Origin of the sequence: Nostoc sp. ChiSLP03a (genome assembly GCF_034531215.2) — a bacterium.
In the GTDB taxonomy this organism is placed as follows: domain Bacteria; phylum Cyanobacteriota; class Cyanobacteriia; order Cyanobacteriales; family Nostocaceae; genus Nostoc.
Genome location: NZ_JAVRBQ020000148.1, coordinates 206,775 through 229,851, shown reverse-complemented (window position 1 = coordinate 229,851; position 23,077 = coordinate 206,775). Strand labels below are relative to the sequence as shown.

General features: G+C 42.3%; 26 protein-coding genes. 12 read left to right on the top strand and 14 right to left on the bottom strand.

The window, feature by feature from the left end:
- Nucleotides 1–132: 132 nt before the first annotated feature.
- Complete coding sequence (locus tag RMY32_RS25205; RefSeq protein WP_409883952.1) at nt 133–924, top strand: DUF6882 domain-containing protein; 792 nt, start codon at nt 133–135, stop codon at nt 922–924.
- A 76-nt stretch (nt 925–1,000) separates the two neighbouring features.
- Here RMY32_RS25205 and RMY32_RS25200 read toward each other — a convergent pair whose 3' ends face one another.
- From RMY32_RS25200 to RMY32_RS25180, 5 genes are all read right to left on the bottom strand, one after another.
- The gene (locus RMY32_RS25200) at nt 1,001–2,599 is read right to left on the bottom strand and encodes an Hsp70 family protein (protein ID WP_322714186.1); all 1,599 of its coding nucleotides are present in this window, start codon (nt 2,597–2,599) and stop codon (nt 1,001–1,003) included.
- 173 nt (nt 2,600–2,772) lie between these two features.
- Nucleotides 2,773–3,168 carry a hypothetical protein gene (locus RMY32_RS25195; protein ID WP_322714185.1) on the bottom strand — a complete coding sequence of 132 codons (396 nt, stop codon included), beginning with the start codon at nt 3,166–3,168 and terminating at the stop codon, nt 2,773–2,775.
- A gap of 45 nt (nt 3,169–3,213) precedes the next feature.
- Nucleotides 3,214–3,900, bottom strand: coding sequence for a hypothetical protein (locus RMY32_RS25190; protein WP_322714184.1), 687 nt, complete (start codon nt 3,898–3,900; stop codon nt 3,214–3,216).
- 183 nt (nt 3,901–4,083) lie between these two features.
- The gene (locus tag RMY32_RS25185) at nt 4,084–4,863 is read right to left on the bottom strand and encodes a hypothetical protein (protein WP_322714183.1); all 780 of its coding nucleotides are present in this window, start codon (nt 4,861–4,863) and stop codon (nt 4,084–4,086) included.
- Between the two features lie 2 nt (nt 4,864–4,865).
- Nucleotides 4,866–5,972, bottom strand: a complete 1,107-nt coding sequence (locus RMY32_RS25180; RefSeq protein ID WP_322714182.1) for a hypothetical protein — start codon at nt 5,970–5,972, stop codon at nt 4,866–4,868.
- A gap of 395 nt (nt 5,973–6,367) precedes the next feature.
- Here RMY32_RS25180 and RMY32_RS25175 point away from each other — a divergent pair, with 395 nt between their 5' ends.
- The gene (locus tag RMY32_RS25175) at nt 6,368–7,534 is read left to right on the top strand and encodes a helix-turn-helix transcriptional regulator (RefSeq protein WP_322714181.1); all 1,167 of its coding nucleotides are present in this window, start codon (nt 6,368–6,370) and stop codon (nt 7,532–7,534) included.
- 117 nt (nt 7,535–7,651) lie between these two features.
- Here RMY32_RS25175 and RMY32_RS25170 read toward each other — a convergent pair whose 3' ends face one another.
- The 3 genes from RMY32_RS25170 to fni form a co-directional block, all read right to left on the bottom strand.
- On the bottom strand, nt 7,652–7,891 hold the full coding sequence (locus RMY32_RS25170; protein ID WP_104909601.1) for a hypothetical protein: 240 nt from the start codon (nt 7,889–7,891) through the stop codon (nt 7,652–7,654).
- A 405-nt stretch (nt 7,892–8,296) separates the two neighbouring features.
- Nucleotides 8,297–10,132 (bottom strand): signal peptide peptidase SppA, encoded by a 1,836-nt coding sequence (gene sppA / locus RMY32_RS25165; protein WP_322714180.1) that lies wholly within the window; start codon nt 10,130–10,132, stop codon nt 8,297–8,299.
- 83 nt (nt 10,133–10,215) lie between these two features.
- Nucleotides 10,216–11,286: a type 2 isopentenyl-diphosphate Delta-isomerase gene (fni, locus tag RMY32_RS25160; protein WP_322714179.1), complete on the bottom strand. Its 1,071-nt coding sequence runs from the start codon at nt 11,284–11,286 to the stop codon at nt 10,216–10,218.
- 153 nt (nt 11,287–11,439) lie between these two features.
- On the opposite strand from fni, the gene RMY32_RS25155 reads away from it, so the two are divergent.
- Nucleotides 11,440–12,024 (top strand): Uma2 family endonuclease, encoded by a 585-nt coding sequence (locus tag RMY32_RS25155; RefSeq protein ID WP_322714178.1) that lies wholly within the window; start codon nt 11,440–11,442, stop codon nt 12,022–12,024.
- 405 nt (nt 12,025–12,429) lie between these two features.
- Here the strand turns inward: RMY32_RS25155 and RMY32_RS25150 are convergent, their stop codons facing one another.
- Genes RMY32_RS25150 through ndhC form a run of 3 tightly spaced genes read right to left on the bottom strand, consistent with a single transcriptional unit; the run spans nt 12,430 to nt 14,043 of the window.
- Nucleotides 12,430–12,960 (bottom strand): NAD(P)H-quinone oxidoreductase subunit J, encoded by a 531-nt coding sequence (locus RMY32_RS25150; protein WP_322693831.1) that lies wholly within the window; start codon nt 12,958–12,960, stop codon nt 12,430–12,432.
- A complete protein-coding gene (ndhK, locus tag RMY32_RS25145; protein WP_322670283.1) occupies nt 12,953–13,690 on the bottom strand; it encodes a photosynthetic/respiratory NAD(P)H-quinone oxidoreductase subunit K in 738 nt (245 codons plus the stop codon). The genes RMY32_RS25150 and ndhK overlap by 8 nt, the downstream gene beginning before the upstream one ends.
- Nucleotides 13,681–14,043 carry a photosynthetic/respiratory NAD(P)H-quinone oxidoreductase subunit C gene (gene ndhC / locus RMY32_RS25140; protein WP_012411797.1) on the bottom strand — a complete coding sequence of 121 codons (363 nt, stop codon included), beginning with the start codon at nt 14,041–14,043 and terminating at the stop codon, nt 13,681–13,683. Before ndhC ends, ndhK begins: the two co-directional genes overlap by 10 nt.
- A 324-nt stretch (nt 14,044–14,367) precedes the next feature.
- Between ndhC and RMY32_RS25135 the strand changes: the two genes are divergently transcribed.
- From RMY32_RS25135 to RMY32_RS25110, 6 genes are all read left to right on the top strand, one after another.
- Nucleotides 14,368–14,703 carry a rubredoxin gene (locus tag RMY32_RS25135; RefSeq protein WP_094348032.1) on the top strand — a complete coding sequence of 112 codons (336 nt, stop codon included), beginning with the start codon at nt 14,368–14,370 and terminating at the stop codon, nt 14,701–14,703.
- A gap of 141 nt (nt 14,704–14,844) precedes the next feature.
- Nucleotides 14,845–15,864, top strand: a complete 1,020-nt coding sequence (locus RMY32_RS25130; protein WP_322714177.1) for a photosynthesis system II assembly factor Ycf48 — start codon at nt 14,845–14,847, stop codon at nt 15,862–15,864.
- Between the two features lie 179 nt (nt 15,865–16,043).
- Nucleotides 16,044–16,292 carry a cytochrome b559 subunit alpha gene (gene psbE / locus RMY32_RS25125; RefSeq protein ID WP_094348030.1) on the top strand — a complete coding sequence of 83 codons (249 nt, stop codon included), beginning with the start codon at nt 16,044–16,046 and terminating at the stop codon, nt 16,290–16,292.
- Nucleotides 16,293–16,301: 9 nt separating this feature from the next.
- Nucleotides 16,302–16,439 carry a cytochrome b559 subunit beta gene (gene psbF, locus RMY32_RS25120; RefSeq protein ID WP_015115279.1) on the top strand — a complete coding sequence of 46 codons (138 nt, stop codon included), beginning with the start codon at nt 16,302–16,304 and terminating at the stop codon, nt 16,437–16,439.
- Nucleotides 16,440–16,447: 8 nt separating this feature from the next.
- Nucleotides 16,448–16,570, top strand: a complete 123-nt coding sequence (locus RMY32_RS25115) for a photosystem II reaction center protein L (RefSeq protein ID WP_322670285.1) — start codon at nt 16,448–16,450, stop codon at nt 16,568–16,570.
- 69 nt (nt 16,571–16,639) lie between these two features.
- Nucleotides 16,640–16,759, top strand: coding sequence for a photosystem II reaction center protein J (locus RMY32_RS25110; protein WP_012411803.1), 120 nt, complete (start codon nt 16,640–16,642; stop codon nt 16,757–16,759).
- Nucleotides 16,760–16,948: 189 nt separating this feature from the next.
- Here the strand turns inward: RMY32_RS25110 and psaI are convergent, their stop codons facing one another.
- A complete protein-coding gene (psaI, locus tag RMY32_RS25105; RefSeq protein ID WP_322693829.1) occupies nt 16,949–17,098 on the bottom strand; it encodes a photosystem I reaction center subunit VIII in 150 nt (49 codons plus the stop codon).
- 197 nt (nt 17,099–17,295) lie between these two features.
- A complete protein-coding gene (locus RMY32_RS25100) occupies nt 17,296–20,109 on the bottom strand; it encodes a hypothetical protein (RefSeq protein ID WP_322714176.1) in 2,814 nt (937 codons plus the stop codon).
- A 603-nt stretch (nt 20,110–20,712) separates the two neighbouring features.
- On the opposite strand from RMY32_RS25100, the gene RMY32_RS25095 reads away from it, so the two are divergent.
- Both RMY32_RS25095 and RMY32_RS25090 read left to right on the top strand, forming a co-directional pair.
- Nucleotides 20,713–20,910, top strand: coding sequence for a hypothetical protein (locus tag RMY32_RS25095; protein WP_094348028.1), 198 nt, complete (start codon nt 20,713–20,715; stop codon nt 20,908–20,910).
- 80 nt (nt 20,911–20,990) lie between these two features.
- Nucleotides 20,991–21,467 carry a Tic20 family protein gene (locus RMY32_RS25090; protein WP_322670288.1) on the top strand — a complete coding sequence of 159 codons (477 nt, stop codon included), beginning with the start codon at nt 20,991–20,993 and terminating at the stop codon, nt 21,465–21,467.
- 3 nt (nt 21,468–21,470) lie between these two features.
- Here RMY32_RS25090 and RMY32_RS25085 read toward each other — a convergent pair whose 3' ends face one another.
- Entirely contained in the window at nt 21,471–22,244 is a 774-nt protein-coding gene (locus RMY32_RS25085; protein WP_322714175.1) for a fumarylacetoacetate hydrolase family protein, read from the bottom strand.
- A 382-nt stretch (nt 22,245–22,626) separates the two neighbouring features.
- Here RMY32_RS25085 and rpsF point away from each other — a divergent pair, with 382 nt between their 5' ends.
- Nucleotides 22,627–22,983: a 30S ribosomal protein S6 gene (gene rpsF / locus RMY32_RS25080; protein ID WP_322714174.1), complete on the top strand. Its 357-nt coding sequence runs from the start codon at nt 22,627–22,629 to the stop codon at nt 22,981–22,983.
- Nucleotides 22,984–23,077: the final 94 nt, after the last annotated feature.

The following is a 23,077-nucleotide window of genomic DNA, read 5'->3' as shown; positions in this document are numbered from 1 at the left end:
CTGAAGACACTGTTTGTAGGCGTTTTTTCAGTTCCTCTTCGCTCTCGGCGATCGCAATTTTAAATGGGCGGCTCATGGTTCTGTTAACTTACCTAGTTTGCTTCTCCCCATTATATGCAGATTCATTTTTAATTGGTATTAGTTGAGCAGAGTATGGAGGAATTGCGATTAAAAACAGAAGCTCACAATAGTGCTTGGCGGCTCGGTGATTCGAGTTGGGATATCGATCAAGGCACTGGTACGGTTGTGTTCACCCGTCCAGATGGGATCGCGGCGAGATGTTCGGTGCAGATTATCGGCACTTACAACATAACAGACAGCAGTTGGTTGTGGGGTTGGAACCATCCATCTGTTGTCTCTGAATTACAGTCGCACGCACGTCTTCTCCGAAACTATGGAGAGGAGCATGGTATTGAATCTCTCACTACCCAGAAGCTCAGTTGTACAGAAAATCAAGCTTGGGAGTTTACAGCACTTGCTTGTAAGCTTTGTGAAGCAGAGGGTGCATATCGATGTCCAACAGGTTCAACTCTCGTTTTCATAACGTTTGATCGGGTGACATTAAGTCGGTTGTCAACCAAGCCAAGCATTACTCAATCAATCGCCCAAAGAGTCAATTCTCATGAGGCAGCAGTTGCAGCATACCAAGCTGGAGAGTTAGAGAAGCTATATCTTTTCCCGATTGAGTTAGGTGGGGTTGATGATGACGTTAACGTTGTTTACGTCCCATCGCCAGCAGTGGAAGAAAAAAGGGCTTTTGATGCAGAGGTAGGCAGACTGGCAGAACAAGGTAAGATTGGTCACTATGAGGCTTCTCCCGAATATGATGACGAGAGTTTTATTCCATCTAGAATAGTTGTTAAAGCATCTGGTGAAGAATCAATTCAAAAAACCATTGAAATAATCAGAATGAACGACGAATAAATCAGGCTTTAAAACAGTGGTTTGAATGCCAGCACCCACTGTCAAAATTTTATTAAACACTTAAACGTGCAGTAGTTTAACTCAACTGTGCCACAAGTTGATTTTCCAAAAGCGTGTCATTAGTTAACAAGTCTTCAACAGTGATTCGCAAAAAGCGTTGTTCATCAACTTGAAAGAGAATTTTGATGCGATCGCTTCCAGGATATCCGGCTGGTGTGAGTTGGGCAATTGTTTTCGCACCTTCTCGATCGTTGAGGGGTTTGACGCTGGTTTCATTACTGTCTAGACGGCGAGTAATCAAGCGATCGCCATCAAAATAAACTTCAGTACTACCCGTATCTGCTCCTAATTCTCCCATAATTAATTCAATGCTGGGCTGATTTTCTACAGAAGCGCCTAAGACTAATTCCACTGGCTGAGTCATTGGATATGCTTGTCCAGCTTTAATTAAAGAATGCCATTTGTGACGCTGGTTGCGGCGATCCCAGTAGCGGATACCATAACTATGGTAGAGAAAGTCTTTGATTTGCACACCTTGAGCTAACTGTAATGCACCTTGAGCGATCGCTTCAAAGGGACGTTCGCAACGGATTTTTTCTGGCTCAAAATACTGTTTGATCCATGTCTGCACTGCGGGTAATTGCACTGTCCCACCAACTAACAAAACTGCACTAATATCTGGAAGTTCTATTCCTTGCCGTCTTGCTTGCTGCAACAGTGTGGTCATCGACTCATCGAGTAACTCAAAAAATGCGTGTTCTTTGAGGATATCGTCAAAAGTATCGCGGTTTAGTTCCAGTTCATAGCTTTCAAATGTTTCATCGTCAAAATAAACTTCACTAGCTTGGTTTTGAGTTGATAGCTGAATTTTTACCCGTTCAGCCAATCGTGTTGTCAAGGGACTTACCGCCAATTCTTGAGTTTTAGCAAAGTAATCTACCAACCAATTATCAATATCAGTACCGCCTAGATTTTGCCCTGCTTTCGCCAGTACACGGGCAGTTTTGACTTTTTGTTTGGAATCTTCAGCCAAGGACTTATTACCCCATTTCAGGAGAAATCCCAAGGGCTTTGTGCTTGCCTGCACGCTTTGATCCAACCGAACAAGGGATAAATCCAAAGTACCACCGCCGAAGTCAATCACCAAAAGATTTTCTCGATCTGCCAAGCCATAACCCAAGGCGGCGGCTGTGGGTTCATCCAGCATTCGTACTTGTTCGACAGGGAGGCTTTGACATACTGTCCCCAACCAATGACGATAGGCTTCAAAACTGTCTACAGGTACGGTTAACACCAGAGAATCTAACCCACCTTCCAGGGGTGCTAGTTCTTCAATTACTTGAGTCAGGAACCATTGCCCTACTTGTTCAAAGGTGACAATTTGCCCATCTAGTTCGGGTAAGAAACCTTGAATATCTGCACCAATACCGCGTTTGAAGCTGCGGAAAAATCGCGTTTCGCCTTTGAGGTCAAAACCGCGATCGCGTACTTGTTGCCCGACTAAGACTTTATTTTCGGCTGCGTCTTCAACATAAACCAAGCTGGGAATCAGTGGCGGATTGAGACTTTGTTTAATTGACAAGCCTGGTAGAGTCAGGGTTTCTGGCTGCTGGGTTACAGGGTTCCAACGAGCAATGACTGTGTTGCTAGTACCAAAATCGATTGCGATCGCCATATTTTATATTTATTCTCTCGCACGAAGATGCTAAAGCTGCTTTATTTGTGATTATTCTCTATAAGCTACCCAGAAAGCAAATGCCCCTAGACGCAATTCTTCTACAGAATAGGCTACTAACTAATATTTCCGTTATGTTGCAGCTAATTTTTATCTGTTCTCTAATATCAAAACTAGTTTAGTCTGGCTTGCTTTGAAATCCGTCTAGTTATTTCAATTTCTTGCTTGATTTGATTTGCTTCATCTTGACATTCCTCTGCTAGTTCTTCAAGATTATTGGCTATTGATAATACCTCTTGCACCAACTGTTTTGTCTGTGCTGATTTTTGCTCATATTTTTGAGAGACTTCTGTAATTTCAGAAAAAATATCTTTGTATTCTTCCGGCGGATTTTCCAACCACTTCTCAAACTCGTCTTGTGGTTTTTGAAGAATAGCAAGAGTTTTTTCCCAGGAAGTTTTAAGACGCATATCTAACGTCTTAATCTCCTGATTTTTTGCCTTAAGTTGTTTGGTATTGTTTACTCCAGCTAACTCGTAGACTTTAGTTTTTAGCTCTTGAAGTTTCATGATTACTATCGAACATCCCAAATTTAGAGCATTTTATCAATTCAGTTATTTTAATTCTCGATTAAGTCTTTCATTCTCTTCACGAAGACGCTGACTCTCTTGAACTAATGTAGCAATTTGCTGTTTTTGCTGTTCAACTAAAACTCTTGCTTCATCTCTTTGCTGCTTATACCGTTTGGCATGGGCAACTCTTCCACCTAAACTCTTATTATTTTGAGCTAATTCCTGTCTTCGCTTCTCAACTTCATTGTATTTCTTTTTAAGCTGCTCCAGTTCTTTAACCAATTCCACCTGAGCTTTACTATTCTCGGCTTCAGATCGGAAGGCTTCATTTTCCGCTTTTAACGAGGCAATTCGTGCTTCTAATCTTTTAATTTCTTTGTCTTTACCAAATAGTTTCTCTTGTAATACTTTGATCAAACCCAGAAGCTTGGATTTTTGTTGTTCTTGTTCATTACAAGCTGCTTCAAGCTCATTAGCGCGATCGCGAAGACGACCAGCCCGATTCTGTAGAACTTGAGCTGTACATTCGTACTTAATAATAGCAATAACTCTGCTACGCTCTGGTTCATCCAGTTGTTGAACTTCAGGGCTACGCCAAAGATCATCATAGTTGGTACAATCATGGCGTAGATCCTGGGTTTTGACGTGTCCAGGAGATGCAATCAACTCAGAGTTTTTCAGCCGAACTCGGTCATGCCAGTAGTCAAACAATGCCCTGCTGTCTTCCATTAGTTTGCGATCGCTTGTAAAATAGCTATTTACCTTTAAACATAGAGTAACTGAAAGCTCAATAGGAGCCGTATTTACTCTGAACTGCTGTAAAATATCTTCACTTTGTTGAGTAATCTGCTATCTTCGCCATGATTTAGACGGGATTTGATAAAGCCTTACCCTGCAATTGAACTAGGAATTCTATTTTTGGGGAACGAGCTTAGGCAATACCTGCTCAAGGATTCGTTTTTGACCATTAGGAGTAAGAGCAACTTCATCCTCTGCAACAGGTCGAATATCCTTACTTTTGATTAGCCTAGATATAGCAACATTAACGTTTTGAGGGTTCTGGCTGACAGCATGTTCACGTAGTTCAGCCCGACTCAAGCGATTATTGGCGGCATGATACAGTAGCAACAGAACCTCATCCGTTGCATAAATATCCCTTGCCAGAACTAGAGGTTTTCCGTCCAATTCGTGAATTACTGAATGTTCTAGTTGAACAATTTGGGCAATGGTTTCTGCAACAATCTTTCGATCTCGATTCCAAACTAGGCGGAGAAATTCTGCAAAAATCCATTTGCTTGCATGAAGCACCAGCATTGAATCCATATAGTTTGCAGTGTACTCGGTTGATATGTGAACAGCACCGCGATCGGAGCGAAATCCATATACAACCTCAATCACTTTAGCCAAATGATAACGATCCTTCGAGCCAAGTTGATGAGGAATATTTTTGTTTAATAAATCCTCACGAATCTTACCAGGCAATTTTCGATGATCGATCTTTCCGGTATCCATTTGAAGCAAACAACGCGAAACCGCTTCACAAAACCGTCCACCGTCTAGTTCTGTTGGTTGCCAGTCGCCAGCTAGAAATCGTTGCTGCATTTCGACGTAGCATTCAACCACTGCATGAGCAAAGTGAGAGTCAATAATTGTCGAAAGTTCCTGAATTAGTTGCTCAGATGTCCTTCTCATGGTTACACCTCACCAGAATTTTCAGAAGATTCATCGGTGAATGTGTTACCTTGTCTGGAGCTTGTCAATCTCTCAACCTCAGACAAGCCTGGAGGTAGTAATTGGAAGCCACTTTGCACTTTAATCAAACTTCCTTGTCCTGAAGCTGCTTGTAAAGTGCGTTCTAAATGACGCTCATCTATCTTGATGCCAAATCCCAAATACAGAAATTGCTTTAGCTTGTAGCTTGAAACCACTATCTCAGGATTGCTTGTTGCCCTACCAATTGCCCACAGGCCAAACAATCCCTTCTGAATGACTGTGCAATCTTTAATGGCTGCATGAAAATCAATATTAGAGGCGAGTGGTTTCCAGTTGGCTACCCAAGACTCCACTTCTTTGGAAAATCCATTATTCTTGCGCTTGCTATTTTTTGTAGAATTTTCTGAATCCTCCTCGCTTTTGGCACTAGACTTCGAGCCTCGTGAACCTGAACCTGTAGTTAAATTCCACTTGTCTTCTATTGAGCGATCAAGCACCTGTGCAAGAACTTTTCGCGCTTGTTCTTGTCCCGACAGTCGCAGCCCAACCATATCTCTCTCAACAATCAAGTCAGCACTCTTGCCAATCCATGTAGCGGTATTGTTGTCATACAATCTGACGCTTTTGAGAGTTTCATTCAATTCAGTGCGGGGAACTTCCTCCCGCCCATCGACATCCAATGAGTACAAGAGAACTAGATAGGTTAGCCTGCGCGCAGCATCTAACCTGTTTGTAGCTTTGAGCCGCGTTTCCATTAGCTGTAATTGTTCACCGTTGTGTCGGAAAATCTGTTTTAATTTGTCAGCATCAATTCCATTAGCAGCAGAAAGTTGAGCAACTGTATCAATTGTAGATTTATTGTTCTCATCGCTAGATTCGTCGTTGAATAAGGAAAGTTGTTGAGTTTCGGCATTACTTAAATCACGAATCACAGGACGACCATTAGATGGTTTTCCTGGTGTCATTTGTCCACCAACGATCGCCGCGATTGCAGCACCACCCCAGCTAATACCTACTTCGTTGCTCAGAGATGCTTGAATCTCTCGTGAGTAGCCTTTGCTGGTTTCAACAAATTTTAATGTATTCATTACGGCAGGTAGAAGACCACTATTACTTGATGCTGATCCGTTATGCCCTTCACCTATTGGGGTTCCACACATTACACATCGTTTTGCGCCGGGAAGAAGTATTTCATAGCAGTCTTTGTTTTTACATCGAATCTGTTGAGGACAGTTAGAACAGTAGAATCCATTGCTAGACAAGGGATGTTGGCACGAGGGACATGTTTGCATATTTTTAAGTCTCCAAAACTCTATTTGAACTGCATTTTACAAAGACGTTCAGATAGAGCGCGACTATTTGGCAGTATTAGAGGCTATAAAATGAAATCTTTAGGAACTATACTTAGCAAAAGTTTTAAACTTTTTATAAATTACAGGTCAATACTTTTATATTATTGACTTTTCAGGGTGAAATATAGTTTATGGCGCATTCTTATGCTGCTCTTCCTGCCTTCGAGCGACTTTTACTATTAATTGCAACCTTTGTCCGATACCCTGGAGTTGGTTGTATTGATCCTATGCAATCTGACTCTAACAATCATGATACATTGCAATTAGTACAATTGTACCTACAAAAAGTAGCAAGCGAATTAAATGTAAAGCTACCGCCATATTCGCGTTATACCATCCAAAAAGATTTGAAGACTCTTCGTCGCTATGGACTTTTGGATAGGCGACCTTACCGATGGGGTTACTATGTTGGTAGAGGTCTAATGAATCGGGAGGAGTTACAAGTTGCGCTCAATGCCCTACACTCTCAGGCAAGATATCAGGAAGACCCTCAAATTAACCGGATCTATCAAAGACTAATGCGGCGATTAGGAGGGTTAAACCTGAAAGATGAGATGCTTTATCCGGTGAGAACCCAATTAGACCGAGTTATTGTCTACACCGATCCGGTGGAAATGATGGCCAAGGGCAAATATCAAAGCCGAGGTACGCTATTTGAAAAACTAGATACACTTGAAGCAGCAATTATTAAAGGACAAGCAGTTGAGCTTTATCGCTGTCGTAATCCGTATAATCCCAACAAAACCAGATATGAGCAAGTTTATCCTTTACAATTGATTTATGCAGACATTGCTTGGTATTTGTTGCTGGAAGATTATAACAATGGTCATCTCGTAGTGTCACGTATTGATCGCTTTAGCGATCACTTCAATGTTCTGGATAGCAAAGGCCGCGGCTTAGATAGCCAATGGAAAAGCTTACATATCGCTCATCGGCTCTTAAAGGCAGGTTGTGGCTTGAAGTTGGGTTTAAGGGAAGAGCAACAAAAAAAAATCCGTGGAGAACTGGAGCTTGTAGAAGTGAAAGTTCGATTTTTCTCTGAAGTAATGGGATTTATCCAAGAGGGAGAAAAGCGACATCTTCACCAAAAAATCAAACTAGGACCGAAGGGAAAAGATGGCAAACCTACTTACGTAGATTATATTGTTAAATTGCCTGAGCGATCGCTGGAGGAGTTTTGTCGCTGGGTGAACCGCTTCATGGGCAATGCTCAGTTTATCTATCCTCAACATCTAGCTGAACAACACCAGAAATCTGCTCGTGCATTAATAGATCGGTATTCTTCCAAAGCCATATAAATTAAGATAATTGACCCACATGACTTTAATGCTGGGCGACAGTCAAAGTGGAGGCACTGGCTAATTAGTACAAAAACCTAATCTAACCCGAAGTTTCGGGTTAGTAGTAGTTCATACTCAATCTTCATTGCGTAACTGCCAGACTGCACCAAAAGCAGCCCCAGCCCCAGCTAACAATCCAGTACTCATTCCTTGGATAGTTTTTTGGAATGGATCTTGGGTTAAGCACTCACTTGTAACCTTACTGTCTTCCAGGCAGAGACTACTTTCTGCCCAACCAGCAGTACCTCCTAAAATTACACCAGTAATACTACAAGAAACAATTAGCAGTAAAAGACGTTGTGTTTTTCTAGCCATAGATGGATGTTTTACTCAATTTTGTATTTTAGACTTTAAATTGGATCGGTATGTAAATACACTTGGGTCTAGATAAAAAATTTTAGATTTTTCCATACTTGAGCCACTGTTTAACCAGGCTGCTTCAGCAAAATTCCAAATCTAAAATTCTGTCAAAGGTTAGAAATTGTAGTTGACTTTAAACTACTTTACACATCAAGACAGCAAATGTCAGCTGGTTTATGGCTGGCGAGGTAAACTCATGTGCTTCGTCCTAGTAATCTATCTTTAAATTAATCGCTACACAATTTCGTAGCAAAGACTTTAGCTCTGAGAAAACAAGGACTAAAATCCTTACTACAAATCCTCAAAACTAGTTTGACGTAGTATTCGGTGAGTTGTTGCCCACTGATACTCAAAAAACATCTACTCAATCTTCAAGTTGAAAGGCAAGCGGGCGTAGACCCCTTGTGGATCGTTCATCTTTTGCAAAATCTCTACTTCCTGTTGCAATTTTTGGAATTCGGTGGTGAGGGGATTGGATTGTTTGAGTTGCGTCCCTTCAATCCCTAAAGCAGTCCGCACCTCTTCTGTTGCACGCCCAAAAAAGCGTTCTCCGAAGCTGCTAGTGCGAGGATATTCTTGCACTTCCCAGTTTTCTCCTAGTTCCGCCTCCTTGACAGCATAAGCGATCGCAGTATTCAAACCGCCAATTTCATCCACCAAACCAATTTCTTTGGCCGCTTCACCCGACCAAACCCTTCCTTGGGCAATTTCTGCTACTTTTTGTTCTGGGAGTTTCCGACCTTGAGAAACTTTATTCAGAAACATATTATAAATCCGGTTAACACTGCGCTGATAAATTTCTAACTCTTGAGGCGATTTCGGACGCGAAACTGTTTTACTGTCAGCATAGCGTGCGGTTTTCACCGAATCCCAAGTAATACCATTATTACTGGCCAGCTTTTCCCCATTGAATAAGATCCCAAACACTCCTATAGAACCCGTAATGGTATTTGGTTCTGCAAAAATGCGATTAGAGTCGCTAGCAATCCAATAACCACCAGAGGCGGCGACATCACCCATTGACACTACAACTGGTTTTACCTCACGAGTTAATTTCACTTCTCGCTGCATGACTTCAGCTGCGGTAGCGCTACCACCAGGACTATTAATTCGTAAGACAACAGCCTTCACATCTTTATCATGTCGCAGCTTGTTGAAGATTTTCGCAAAGCGATCGCCTCCTACTTGTCCATCTTCTCCTTTACCATCGACAATCTCACCCTCGGCATAAACAACGGCAATTTGATTTTTGGAGTTACGTTCTACACCCAAAGATTTACCAGAAACTTGTGCGTAGCTATTCAAGCTAATTTGTCGGAATGTTTTATCTTCTTTATCGCTATTTGTTAATTTTTTCAGGTCAGCGACAACTTCATCGGGGTATTGTACTAGATCGACTAAACCGTTAGTTTTAGCTTGTGTGGCTTCTAGTAAAGACTGATTATCTGCGATCGCTTGCAACTTGTTGGGTTCAATTTTCCGACTTGCGCCTATAGCAGTGCGCCACTCTCCCCAAACATCATCTAACAATTTCTGAGTTTGTTCGCGGTTTTCTGGACTCAACTTGTTGAGAATAAATGGTTCAACGGCTCCTTTAAATTTCCCAACTCGCACGACTTGAACGCCAATGCCATACTTCTGCAATGCTCCCGCTAAAAACATTGGTTGTGAACTCAAACCGTTGACTTCCATCATTCCTAGAGGGTTAAGGACAATGGAATCTGCCACTGAACTAACGTAATATTCCTTTTCACTCCAATCACTGCCGTATGCCACAATCTTTTTTCCCGCAGCGCGAAACTCTTCGAGCGCTTTCCGAATTTCTTTCAGGGAGGCATAGCCGACATTACCAGTTTGGCTTGTGTTCGTTGCATCCAGATAAATCCCGACAATGCGCGGATCGCGCCGTGCCTTTTCCAAAGTTTCCACAACTTTGCGGAGTGCCATTCTATCTCCATCCACACCTGAAATTGTGTTTTGAAACAGTTGGTCTGAACTAGGCTCGCCATCAGTAATTTTCATTGACAAGTCAAAAACCAACACTGACTTATTTTTCACATAAGGCCCAGTATCTTTAGAGGAGCTAGCAGCAAAAATCAGCAAGAACAGTCCAGTAGTTCCTAGACCAGCGAAAATAATTAGTCCTAATAAAGTGCCAACTAAACTAGCAAAAGTTTGTTTGATAAAATTACGCATTAGTTATTGGGAATGGGGAATGGGGAATTGGGCATGGGGCATTGACAAAGGACAAATGACTGATGACTAATGACTTACTTAATTTATTCTATGCGCTGTAAACTGCCAGAGTGCTTTAACTGATACAAGGTAGCATTGCCAGTACAGAATAAGACTGTGGTGATTTCAGCGATTAATACCTCAGCAAGTTCGGCTACTGCTGTCTCTGATATTACTGCTGCTTGCAAGAAAGGCATTGCTAAACCAGCTATATCTGCTCCCAAAGCGATCGCAGTTGCAACATCCAATCCATGACGCAAACCTCCCGAAGCAATTAAAGGCACATCTTTGGCGTAGGCGTAGCCCGTCGTAGACATCGCTCTAATAGTTGTAATACATTCTGCCGTCGGTAAACCCCAATCGGCAAACGTCCTCCCTAAACGACGTTGTAAGGGATTTTCTGCCCGTTCGCTTTCTACTTTTGCCCAAGAAGTGCCTCCTGCACCCGCGACATCAATTGCTGCTACCCCAGCAGCAAGAAGTTTTTGGGCGATCGCTGCTGAAATACCGTTACCAACTTCCTTCGCAATCACTGGTACTGGCAATTTTGAGCATAATGTAAAAATCTTGTCAAGCAAACCGCGAAAATTTGTATCACCTTTGGGTTGAATGCACTCTTGTAAAGGGTTAATGTGTAAAATCAAGGCATCAGCTTCTAAAATATCAACTACGCGCAAACATTCATCCAAGCCGTACTTGTAATTAAGTTGCACAGCCCCCAAGTTTGCAAGTAGCAGAACATCAGGGGCATACTTGCGGACAGCAAAAGTATCAGCCACCTGGGGTTTTTCCACTGCTACTCGCTGAGAACCAACACCCATTGCAATTTTGTAGTGTTGTGCGACTCGGGCCAAACGTTGGTTAATCATTGCGGCTTGTTCTGTTCCGCCAGTCATGGAAGAAATTAACAAAGGTGCGTCAAGGTGTTTCCCCAGGAAAGTTGTACTGATATCAATATCGTTGTAATTGAGTTCGGGTAAGCAAGAATGAGTGAAACGATAACGTTCTAATCCATTGGTGATGCGATCGCACTGAACATCTTCTTCTAAGCAGATGCGAATGTGATCGGCTTTGCGATTCTGAGTTTGTGCAGAGATATTGGTTGGGGCGTTCACTAGTGGGTATGGCTAAAAGTATTGGCTTGCGATCGCTATTGTTACATTGTCTGCAACCGTATTTGTATAACAAAAATATTTATTTTGCCTATCAATAGGGTACGTTACGCTATTGATAACAGAATCATTCCTTCATTTTATGAGTTAATTAATATGGTTTTACAAACAGAAAAGCGCTACACCCCAGAAGAATATTTGGAATTAGAAGAAAAGGCTGAATATAAAAATGAATACAGAAATGGAGAGATTATACCTATGACAGGGGGGACAACCAACCACAATAAGATTGCAGGTAATTTTTATAAAAGGTTTCCCTTGACAGTGCAAGGACAAGATTATGAGATTTACATAGGCGATGTAAAATTATCAATACCTCGTCATCGCATTTATACTTATCCTGATGTAATCGTCATCAAAGGTAAGCCTATTTACGAGGGAACAGGTACAACAATTATTACTAATCCCTTGTTAATTGTTGAAGTCTTATCAAATTCAACTAAAAATTATGACAAAACAGATAAGTTTAAATATTATCGCTCAATTCCTTGTTTTCAGGAATATATTATGATTGACCAGTATAGTTTTGCTGTAGAACAATTTGCAAAGCAAGCAGAAGGTCAATGGATTTTTAAGGAATATGAAGGTGAAGATGCAGTTTTAGTCTTAGATTCTATCGAATTTCAAATTACCTTGCGTGATATTTACGAACGGGTGAATTTTGAGTTGATTGAGGAATAATATCATATCCGCTTGCTGACGGGGCGACAAAATGGGCTAAAAAGCTTATCAAATAAAGAGTGCAGCAATATATGGTAAAAAAAGATAGGTCTACTTTTGTCAATAAGACCAATAAAATTGATAATTTTACCTAAATTTTACCAACACATCTGAAAAGTTAACTGAGTCTTGCCGAATATCTCTTACTGCAAATTTTGATTAATGTGCTGCAATCGATTAAATTGGGATTTCCAGAAAATAAACTATGCCATTAACAATTTGTTCAATTAGTCACTCAAACCTATGAAACTGGGGTCAAGCTGACAAAAAAATTTCTTCTTTGGAAGTCCCTGACATGAAACACCAAAAACATAACCCCTCTCCGCCACCGGAAAGGGGTTAATTACTGCTCAAATTCAGCAATCTCTAATAAGCGTCCTGCAACTCGTAGAAATCGGGTGAGACGTAATCTTTCCGCAAAGGCCAACCTACCCAATCTTCCGGCATCAAAAGCCGCTTGAGATTTGGGTGTCCTTCGTAGATAATGCCGAACATATCGTAAGACTCGCGCTCTTGCCAATCTGCGGTCTTCCAAATCCAGTACACAGAAGGCACTACGGGGTTTTCCCGTGGTAAGAACACTTTAACTCGAACTTCTTCGGGGCGATCGCTATTATCACCGACTTTAATCAAGTGATACATACTCACTAATTCTTGTCCTGGGCCAAGGTCAATCCCACCTTGACACTGGAGATAATTAAACCCATAAGCATAAAGGGCTGTAGCGGTGGGAAGCAAGAAATCTGCCGCTACCTTAATAATCTCTACACCATTCTTATCTGGTGCTAAAAACTCATGGTCAAAACCATTTTCCGTTAACCATTGGGAAACTTTACCCGCTTGTACCAATGCCTCTTCTTTCGCTGCTGGTACTGGTTTAGATTCTTCTTCAGCCACGGGTTTGTTCCTCCTTTTGCGCCTTTTCTGTCAGCAGTGCAGGTGGTATTGGCATACCTATTGCTTCCGCCAATTCCTTCGGTGGTGCAGAGCGAGTTGCTGACTGCAAATACTTACCAGTTAAGATTTCCTCTACTGGCTTCAGGTTATGAGTCGTGCTGTAATAGCGGTGAGTTTGCTTAATTTTACCCCGCTCTTGCATCGACTCGTTGGAGATTTTCTTCCGCAACTTAATGATTGCATCAATAATTGCTTCGGGACGGGGAGGACAACCAGGCAAATACACATCTACAGGAATTAGTTTATCGACTCCGCGCACTGCTGTAGGGGAATCAACGCTGAACATCCCGCCAGTAATAGTGCAAGCACCCATCGCAATTACATACTTTGGCTCTGGCATTTGTTCGTAAAGACGCACCAGTTGCGGAGCCATCTTCATCGTGATAGTCCCTGCCGTAATAATTAAATCGGCTTGGCGGGGGCTAGAACGGGGAATTAGCCCAAAACGGTCAAAGTCAAATCGAGAGCCAATTAAGGCTGCAAACTCAATAAAGCAGCAAGCAGTACCAAACAGCAACGGCCACAAACTAGAAAGCCGCGCCCAGTCGTAGAGGTCATCAACCGTCGTCAGAATGACATTTTCTGAAAGGTCTTGAGTGACATTGGTACGCTCAATGGGGTTGATGATTCGTTCTTTACCCTGGGTTGTTAAGTTAGAATTCAAGACCATTCCAAAGCTCCTTTACGCCATGCGTAAACTAAAGCGACTACAAGAATTGCAATAAAGACTAGCGCTTCAATAAAAGCCAATAGCCCCAAACGGTGGAAAGCTACCGCCCAAGGATACAAGAAAACAGTCTCCACATCAAAGACGACGAAGACCAGAGCAAACATGTAGTAGCGAATGTTGAACTGAATCCAGGCTCCCCCGATGGGTTCCATGCCAGATTCATAAGTGGTGCGACGTTCTGGGGCGTAACCACTGGGTCGTAGGAGCTTGGAAGCTGAGAGCGCTAAGGCAGGTACTAGGCTACAGATGATGAAGAAACCTAGAAGGTACTCGTAACCGCTGAGGACAAACACAATGAGTATCTACCGCTTATGGAGTATTTTAAGTAGTGAGTTTTGAGTGCTGAGTGCTGAGTGCTGAGTGCTGAGTGCTGAGTGCTGAGTAGGGAATCTCACTTCTTTACTCAGAACTTTCGGAACTCGGAACTGTTTTACCCAACGCCCAATCCCTTAACTGCGTAACTTTCTTTTACATTATATCTGTTTGGTTTTTCTGAAATCTGCGAAACAGACACACTTTAGGTATTTGATTCACTTTTGCTAGTGATAGAAAAGCCTAACAATTATGTCATAATTTTTAACGTATATTTAAGATTTCTCCTTTGCGAGGCCTTAGCCATGAGCGAACCAGCTGTTGAGACTACGGTGTTAGACCGCTACGAGTGTCGCGCCTGCGGTTATGTTTACGAACCCGAAAAGGGAGACGACAAAGATGATATTGCTTCAGGGACAAGCTTTGCAGAACTGCCCATAAATTGGCGTTGTCCAGTTTGTTCTGCTAAAAAGACTGCTTTTGCCAACATCGGCCCTGCCGGTACTGCATCCGGCTTTAAAGAAAATCTCGGTTATGGTTTGGGTGTTAACAACCTAACGCCAACCCAAAAGAATATCCTAATTTTTGGTGCTTTGGCTCTTGGCTTCTTGTTTTTTATCAGTCTTTACGGCTTACAATGACAGCCTTTAAGCAATTCCAAATAACGCTCTCTACCAGAGGCTTTACACTGCGCTAACAAAATTCAAAATGAAAAAGCCAGGACTTTACAGCATCCTGTCTGCCAACTGCTACCAAAATTTAGAAATAACTAAGAAATACTGATGCATTCAATTGTGAAAGGTTGGCAACGAATATTTGCCTTGTTAATAGTAGTCGTGATGTGCATAGGTTGTAGCCAAGTTCCCTCTGTTAGCTACAACCCTTGGAAAGTCATTTCTGTGCCAACAGACTCAAATTTATTGGATATTGCTTTTACTGATAACCTTGAGCATGGCTACTTAGTCGGTAGCAATGCCACACTATTGGAAACCAATGACGGTGGTAATACCTGGAAACCAATAACACTGCAACTGGATGAGCAAAAGTATCGTTTTGACTCAGTAAGTTTTGTCGGTAAAGAAGGCTGGATTGCCGGAGAGCCTGGACTTTTACTACATACTACCGATGAAGGTGCTTCTTGGTCGCGTATCCCCCTGAGCGAAAAGCTACCAGGTAGTCCGATCGCAGTTAAGGCGCTAGCAAACAATACAGCGGAAATGGCTACTAATGTTGGAGCCATATATAAGACCACAGACGGCGGCAAAAACTGGAAAGCCCAGGTGGAATCAGCAGTGGGTGTGGTGCGTAACTTAGAGCGTTCTGCTGATGGTAAGTATGTTGCAGTTTCGGCTAAGGGTAGTTTCTACTCGACTTGGGAACCAGGCCAAGATGCTTGGGTTCCCCATAACCGCAATAGTTCTCGGCGAGTAGAAAACATGGGCTTTGGTGATAATGGGCAATTGTGGTTGCTAGCTAGAGGAGGTCAAGTTCAGTTTAGTGACCCAACTAAACCTGAAGAATGGCAAGAGGCACAATATCCAGAGTTATCTACCAGTTGGGGTTTACTGGATTTGGCATATCGCACACCCAATGAAATTTGGGTAGGTGGCGGTAGCGGTAATTTGCTACGCAGTGCCGACGGTGGCAAAACCTGGGAAAAAGATCGTGAAGTGGAAGAAGTTGCGGCTAATTTGTACAAGATTGTGTTTTTGGAGCCAGAGCGGGGATTTATAATTGGCGATCGCGGCGTTTTGCTCAAATATCTACCAAACCCTGAAGCAACTTCCCCAGAAGCAGCTTAATGGGGACTGGGGACTAGGGACTAGGTAAGAGTTTTCTCAATGCCCAGTACCCAATACCCAGTACCCAGTACCCAATCCCCAATACCTATTTCTGAGAAGAACGTTGCAACTTGTAACTCTTTCTTAACTTTGTAGGATAATAAACTCAATAACACTCTATGTATAAGGTAGGGATCTAAATGTCAGGTACCACTGGAGAACGTCCGTTTTCGGACATCATTACTAGCGTTCGTTACTGGGTAATCCACAGCATCACCATCCCAGCATTATTTATTGCTGGTTGGTTATTTGTCAGCACCGGACTGGCTTATGATGCTTTTGGTACACCCCGTCCCAACGAGTATTTCACACCAGCGCGGCAAGAAGTGCCCATTGTGAAGAACCGTTTTGAAGCTAAAAAACAAGTTGAAGAATTTATTGGAAAGTAGTTTGAGATTATGACTAGCGGAAACAACATCAATCAACCAGTTACCTATCCAATTTTTACCGTTAGATGGCTGGCAGTACATACTTTAGGTGTACCAACTGTATTCTTTTTGGGCGCGATCGCCGCAATGCAATTTATTCAACGTTAGGAGCAATTATGGTAGAAAGATCCCCCAATCCCAATAATCAGCCGGTTGAACTAAACCGGACTTCTCTATACCTGGGATTACTAATGATTTTCGTTCTGGGTATTTTGTTTTCCAGTTACTTCTTTAACTAATTAGAAGTAGTGTTGTTAATCTTGGTTTATGAACGTGTGTTGATTTGTTGTTAAGGGAGGAGAGAAGCTGTGTCTGGAAGTGGGAGAATTCCCCTGTGGGTCGTCGCTACGATCGCAGGTTTAGGTATAATTACAGTCTTGGGCATTTTCTTTTATGGTGCCTACGCCGGACTCGGTTCTTCGATTTAACATTAGTTAGTTTGAACCGAATACTATAAGTTAGAACTTTCTAGCATTTGTTGAGAAATCAACGTTAAAAAAACCGCCTGTCTCTATGAGATGGGCGGTATTAATTTTGGTCATTTGTCCTTTGTCTTTTGTCCTTTGTCATTGTTTTTTACAAATGACTAATGACAATGACTAATGACTACATCAGTATCAGCTGATATCGCTGATATCGTCGCTTTCAATGTATAAAAACAGAAATGCGAAGACCACACCTGGCAAAATCCAACCAATTATGGGCACGAAGATCGCAGACAAGTACGAAGTACTAGCCAAGACAGTAGGCAAAAAAGATGCTGCCATAGTTAAAGGTTCCTATGAAATCACACTACAATTCAAGATGAGCTTACTGCAAATTCTGCCAAATTTTTGAAATTCTTTCATATTTTTAACACAGGGGAAATTGGGAGATGAGGAGCAGGGGAGCAGGGGAGCAGGGGAGAGCGGTAAGTCTTTTCTCCTCTGTCTCTTGTCCATGCCCAATGCCCCTCATACCTGAGTTACATACCCAGGAGTTCATCTAGCTGCAAGCTTGGCAAGTCTGGAGGAATCACGGTTCGCACTATTGTGACTTTGTGACTCTCCTGTTGGGTTGTTAGATCGAGTGCGATCGCTCCTAAACGAATTTCCAAACAGCCAAAGGGAATGTTTAATTGTGTCATCACTTCCAACTCTCCCGATGCATTAGGAAGTAAATTTGTCAATAAATGAGGCCCATCTAGTAAGCAGCGAGTTTGATAATCTTCAAGCCATAACTTGACAACAACTTGCAGAGGTACTTCTGGCAGTACTACGCGCACTATGACAGACTTGCCAGCAATTAATTCGCCTTCTGGCACATACAAATGTGGAGTTGGCAAAGGCTCAGTGGCTGCCGCAATTAGAGGTAAGGAAGAAAATGAATATAAAAGTGGTTGCTCCTTTTCTTCAAAGGTGTCACTCTTTTTTGCATCGCCTTCTAGTTCGGTATCTGTATCATCTACAACGATTTCTTGTGCCAACCAGGCTGACGCTATATTTATCTTTATCGGAGGAGGAGGGGGCGGTACTTGTGTTAACAGAGCCGATGAGATTGTTGATTCTTCTAGTACTTTTTCTATTTCCGTATTTTCTTTAATCCCCAGTTCCATTTCTTGCGCTGTGTCTATATCTTCCCCAAAGTTCTCCTGTTCAGGAGCCAATCCTTCGACTTCTTCCCATGTTTCTTGTCTCTTGGGCGTTTCAGCCAAGAGAAGTTGTGAACCGATCCAATCTTCGTTCAGATTATTTTCCGTGTTGGCATCTAGGTCTAATGGCAAGTTAACATCAACATTCGCATTTTCTGCACTAGGAGGAAGGGGTATTTGCTGTGGTGGAACATAGTTATTGTAATCTTGAGGTTGTAGATCGTTGATAGATTCAGGCAAGGAGTATCCTTGGCTCTGCATCCACTTCCTGAGCAGGGGAGATGAATAAAGGTTTCCGGTTGTAATTAATTGTGCATTTTGGGGGGCTTCGATTTCAGCAACAGATTCTTCCTGAAATTGTTCATTCTGCGGGGCTTCGATTTCAGCAACAGATTCTTCCTGGAATTGCGAATTTTGCGGGGCTTCAACTTCAGCAACAAATTCTTCCTGAAATTGTGCGTCACCTACTCCTAATTCAGGTATATTTTCATCTTCAGCCACAGTTGCGTCCAACTTTGGTAAGTCTTCAGCCGTTTTAACTTCCAATGTATCTGAAAGAACATTATTTTCTACTTTTTCTTCGGCATCATCTGGTAAAGCTTGTAGCCGTTTCAAGTATGGCAAAGTAGTCTCGATTATTGGGATTCGACGTTGCTTGATGACCAACTGCTCTAAATTGATGGTGGCTATAGTAGCATCCTTTTCTACAAGCTCCTCCGGTGTCTGTGGTTCTGCAATAACATCTGAGAGAATGTTGGCATCACTTTGAATAGGGGGCAGTTTCGGTAATTGAGGCAACGAAATACTTGAATTCTTGAGCTTAGATGTCCGCAAGTTAGCTTCTCGCAGAACTTGCAGGTTAATTTGCGGTGGTAAAGGTGTGTTTGGGGATGGATTAACTATCTGAGACTGGCCTGTTTTTGGAGTTTTGACCAGATTTAATAGTTTTAAATCGAGTTTAACAGGTGTCTCTGTTTCTGTGAAAGCAGCAGATGAGTCCGATGGTGTTATGAGGTCATTTAAAAATATGTTGGATTTTGCTACGGCTGTGATTGCCAGTAATTCTGTTACATCTGCTGTAATGGTGAAGGACTGGGTGGCTAACGGCATGACTTCACCAGCATCGGCGAATTTCCCATACAAACTGATATCTGCCAAAATTAGCTTAGATTCACAATCAGCAGGAATATCAATTGAGGTATTGATGGTAAAGGGCAACTCCTTATCTGATAAGGGTTGCCGTACTTTGGTCAATATTTTCGAGTTCTTGGGCGATCGCAGTTCAATTTCTACTGCAAGCGCTCGCAAGCTTTTTGAAGATGATGTTTCATCCCAATCTAGATTTGTCTTTTCTTGGAATTCTATGTACCCGTTGATTATAAGAGCTTGTCCCCAACGAGCAATATAATTATCCTGACTTAAAATTAGCAGTAATGGTGGCGGTAGTTGTGTTGCCGAAGAATCTGTAACTTTTTCATCTTGCGGCAGCAGTTCAGAGGTGGGTAAAGCTAAATCTATTAAATTTTGTAAAATCTGCTCTGCCGTCTCTCCTTTGAGCCATACAGGACTTACAGGCCGATCGATAACTATATCTTCATCTTCTTCCGTTTCATCTGGTGCAACAGTGGTAACAAGGTTGCTATCTGTAGTAACTGCCAGTCCTTCAGAAACTGCGATCGCATTATCTAGCTCAATTACAGTTTCTGCTGGGGCATTAGATTCCAAGTTTTCAGAAACAGTATCTAGGCGATCGTCGGGTGAACTCGATCCTAAATTTTTCCTCGGCTCTCTCTCTGCTAACAGCGAGAAGACTTGTACTTGCACGCTGTATTGCCAAGATTTACCGAGCAGATCCGACATCAAATCGCCGGAACACCGCAACTCCCAAACTCCCGGTTGGAAGTAGGTAAAAGGAATTACCGCCATTATGCCTTCTGAATTAGTGCGACGCGATCGCTTGAAAATTCGCCGCGTTGGTTGAACTTCCTCGGTTGAAGAGTGAGTTACCCGCACTTCCACGTCTGTATTAAGAAGGTTAGAACGAGCCAAAACTCTATACTGCCCTTCCAAAATTTCCAAATTTGGCGATTCTAGGATATGCCACGAGCGAGCGCCTTGTTTCTGTATCAGAAATTGCCAGTGTTCCATTGTAAGTGATGCCCAGACCGACGAGCCGCTGAGTAATATTGTGTATTAACTTGCTTGCAAGTTTACCTCAGTATTTTAGAAATGCCTCACTTAAATGACTATCAAGTTAACTCAATTTTACTGACTTGACTTCTCACACTTTAACTACTCACCTCAAGGGAATTTCGATAAGTCGCCGTGTTGCTTGTGCGTAAAGCTTTTGTTGTTTTCTAAATATTAAGTTTGATAGATCCTAGTGCTAAATTAACAGGGATGCAATGGATATCGTTAGTTGTCTTTGCTCAACTTAGTGCAAAAATTTTTGTATTATTTTTTACTAAAATTTCCACTTTGCAATAGACACAACGTACAATAAATTAAAATTCACTTGAGAATTGTTATTTAATCGTAATTACCCACATTTTTGCTACAAAGAGGTAGGATGTGATTCTTAAGTGTCCTCTGCGATCGCCCAAGTTAGGCGCAAAGCGAGATTGCAAATCACAACACTTAACCACAAAAAACGCATCCAATCTATCTGAAGTGGCTCTTTGAACCGCTACAAAACACGTCTTCCCTGGAGTGAAATGTGGGTTGACAATGAGAATTTACAGGAGGGATTCGATGCTAGTCATTTTAATGGACGAGCAAATCCTTGCCCCTGAGCAAGTTTGCCAGTCTTGTTTACTCGCTGACGGGAGCGGTCAACCTCGTTGGCGTGGGGGTCAACTGCGCTGTGGTCAAGCCATTCGCAAACTTACTCAACAGCAGCCAGACCAATATGAATGTATGATGGGCTTTCGCATTGCCCATATAGAATAGTTGAATTTCTCAGCAAGACCAGCAATTGCGTTATCCTATGCTCAAGTAACTATTAAAATTTAACCACAGGAGAACGCATAATGTCTTGGCGCGGGTCTACAACAGTTTCAGATCGGATTTTTGCTTCCTTGCCTTATTTGCTTCCTCTAATTGAAGTTTTTGTATTTGGTAGATATTTACTATCAGAGTTTCCACCGTTACAACTACTGTTTTTACCGCTTCTGCCATTATTAAGAATTTACTACGGCGTGCGTTATGCAGGAATGATTATTTTCTTTGCTTTATTTTTGCTGGTAGTAAGAAACGAAAAAATTAGTCACTTTATTCGTTTCAACACCATGCAAGCAATCCTTTTGGATATCATTATCTTTTTGTTTAGCATCCTAACTGATGTTGTGGGACTAGTTCCTTCCGGTGGTTTTGCAATCCAAACCCTATCCACAACCATTTTTATCGGCATAGTGGGAGCAGCAGCATATTCAGTCATCCAGTCTGTGAGCGGACGTTATGCAGAAATTCCAGCGATTTCCGATGCAGTGTATATGCAAGTGCGTTAGAAGTTAACGGGACGCTACGGTGTTTTCCAAGCGACCGATACCTTCAATTTCTACGCGGACGCGATCGCCTGGATGCAAAGCACTTACACCCTCCGGCGTACCTGTAAGCACCAAATCACCAGGTAGTAGCGTCATCACCTGACTGATATAGGAAACTAAAATATCGGGGGAAAACACCATCCGATCGATACAGGTAGATTGAACTGGATTAGCGTCGTCATTGACAAAAGTCTGCAATCTCGCTCCTGGATTTAATTCCCGGACAATCCAAGGGCCCAAGGGACAGAAAGTATCAAAACCTTTGGCTCGCGTCCATTGACCATCCTGTTTTTGTAAATCCCGCGCTGTTACGTCATTGGCGATGGTGTAGCCCCAAATTTTGGTTTGGGCTATCTCTGGCGTACATTCAAAGGCGTAATCGCCAATCACTAGAGCTAACTCTCCTTCATAGTCAACTCTATGTGACTGGGGAGGATATTTAATTTCCCTCTCAGATGGAATGATCGACGTAGGTGGCTTAAGAAAGATTAATGGCTCAGAAGGTACTGGAGTTCCCATTTCGGCTGCATGATCTGCATAATTCTTACCCACCGCCACAATTTTTGAGGGAGCGCAGGGAGCCAGAATTTGGTAATTTTCTGGTGTCAAAGTTAAATCAGTGGGTTGTCCTTGTAACCAGGGTGGAGCATCTAGCACCTGCACATTCAGGGATAGCTGTAGTAACCCATAGTAAATCTGTCCTTCTGGATTTTGAATTCGCACGTAGCGCTGCGCCATAACCTTGATGAATATCCTTTTTTCTGCTTTTTAGTTGCTGTGGGCAGGTAGCAATCGTCAGTTTGCTGTTTAGCAAACCGATTGAGCCTTGAGCAAAAAAGCGATCGCTATAAGATGCCCTTAAAGAAAGATACCCCTTAGCGAACCTGATAGCTCGATCAATCTTGTGAAAGAAATATCAGGCTTGCCTCCCAACCTAGTTTTCATTAGGGACATCCAAAAAATCCAAACTTCGGCGATTTGGCTAATGAAACAAAATTGAAAACTGGTAAGATTATAGTTCCTTGTTGCTTCAGATGTTGATTAATACTGACATTTTAAATAATAGTTAAGTATAAATTAATGTAAGCAGCCACTTTTGTCCATGAGGAAACTGAAAAATATGACTACAAATTACGAAACAATGTACATCCTCCGTCCTGACTTGGGAGAGGAACAGGTAGAGCAAGCAGTTACTAAATATCAGAATTTACTTCGCGATCAAGGCGCCGAGGAAATCCAAATTCAAAATCGTGGTAAGCGCCGTCTGGCTTACGAAATCAAAAAACACCGGGATGGCATCTACATCCAGTTAAATTACAGCGCGCCTGCAACTGCGATCGCCCCCTTTGAACGCGCCATGCGCTTAAGTGAAGAAGTGATTCGCTATTTGACAATTAAGCAGGACATTGAAGAAGAAAAACCCCCGAAAGAGGAAAAGGAAAAGCCCACTAAAGTAGCTGCACCTGCAACAGTGTAGGGAGGTGAGGGAGATGAGGGAGTAGGGGAAGCAGGGGAAGAATTCCTAACTCCTAACTCTCCACTCCCCAATCCCCACTCCCATTCAATAAAAT

What these genes read in the sequence shown, in the direction of transcription:
- psaI (WP_322693829.1), bottom strand. Translation starts at nt 17,098, where the DNA reads ATGGCAGCATCTTTTTTGCCTACTGTCTTGGCTAGTACTTCGTACTTG.
- RMY32_RS25090 (WP_322670288.1), top strand. Translation starts at nt 20,991, where the DNA reads ATGTCTTGGCGCGGGTCTACAACAGTTTCAGATCGGATTTTTGCTTCC.
- psbF (WP_015115279.1), top strand. Translation starts at nt 16,302, where the DNA reads ATGACTAGCGGAAACAACATCAATCAACCAGTTACCTATCCAATTTTT.
- RMY32_RS25180 (WP_322714182.1), bottom strand. Translation starts at nt 5,972, where the DNA reads ATGAATACATTAAAATTTGTTGAAACCAGCAAAGGCTACTCACGAGAG.
- RMY32_RS25095 (WP_094348028.1), top strand. Translation starts at nt 20,713, where the DNA reads ATGCTAGTCATTTTAATGGACGAGCAAATCCTTGCCCCTGAGCAAGTT.
- ndhK (WP_322670283.1), bottom strand. Translation starts at nt 13,690, where the DNA reads ATGGTCTTGAATTCTAACTTAACAACCCAGGGTAAAGAACGAATCATC.
- RMY32_RS25185 (WP_322714183.1), bottom strand. Translation starts at nt 4,863, where the DNA reads ATGAGAAGGACATCTGAGCAACTAATTCAGGAACTTTCGACAATTATT.
- RMY32_RS25115 (WP_322670285.1), top strand. Translation starts at nt 16,448, where the DNA reads ATGGTAGAAAGATCCCCCAATCCCAATAATCAGCCGGTTGAACTAAAC.
- RMY32_RS25190 (WP_322714184.1), bottom strand. Translation starts at nt 3,900, where the DNA reads ATGGAAGACAGCAGGGCATTGTTTGACTACTGGCATGACCGAGTTCGG.
- sppA (WP_322714180.1), bottom strand. Translation starts at nt 10,132, where the DNA reads ATGCGTAATTTTATCAAACAAACTTTTGCTAGTTTAGTTGGCACTTTA.
- RMY32_RS25155 (WP_322714178.1), top strand. Translation starts at nt 11,440, where the DNA reads ATGGTTTTACAAACAGAAAAGCGCTACACCCCAGAAGAATATTTGGAA.
- RMY32_RS25100 (WP_322714176.1), bottom strand. Translation starts at nt 20,109, where the DNA reads ATGGAACACTGGCAATTTCTGATACAGAAACAAGGCGCTCGCTCGTGG.
- psbE (WP_094348030.1), top strand. Translation starts at nt 16,044, where the DNA reads ATGTCAGGTACCACTGGAGAACGTCCGTTTTCGGACATCATTACTAGC.
- RMY32_RS25175 (WP_322714181.1), top strand. Translation starts at nt 6,368, where the DNA reads ATGGCGCATTCTTATGCTGCTCTTCCTGCCTTCGAGCGACTTTTACTA.
- RMY32_RS25200 (WP_322714186.1), bottom strand. Translation starts at nt 2,599, where the DNA reads ATGGCGATCGCAATCGATTTTGGTACTAGCAACACAGTCATTGCTCGT.
- rpsF (WP_322714174.1), top strand. Translation starts at nt 22,627, where the DNA reads ATGACTACAAATTACGAAACAATGTACATCCTCCGTCCTGACTTGGGA.
- RMY32_RS25195 (WP_322714185.1), bottom strand. Translation starts at nt 3,168, where the DNA reads ATGAAACTTCAAGAGCTAAAAACTAAAGTCTACGAGTTAGCTGGAGTA.
- RMY32_RS25135 (WP_094348032.1), top strand. Translation starts at nt 14,368, where the DNA reads ATGAGCGAACCAGCTGTTGAGACTACGGTGTTAGACCGCTACGAGTGT.
- RMY32_RS25170 (WP_104909601.1), bottom strand. Translation starts at nt 7,891, where the DNA reads ATGGCTAGAAAAACACAACGTCTTTTACTGCTAATTGTTTCTTGTAGT.
- RMY32_RS25130 (WP_322714177.1), top strand. Translation starts at nt 14,845, where the DNA reads ATGCATTCAATTGTGAAAGGTTGGCAACGAATATTTGCCTTGTTAATA.
- RMY32_RS25085 (WP_322714175.1), bottom strand. Translation starts at nt 22,244, where the DNA reads ATGGCGCAGCGCTACGTGCGAATTCAAAATCCAGAAGGACAGATTTAC.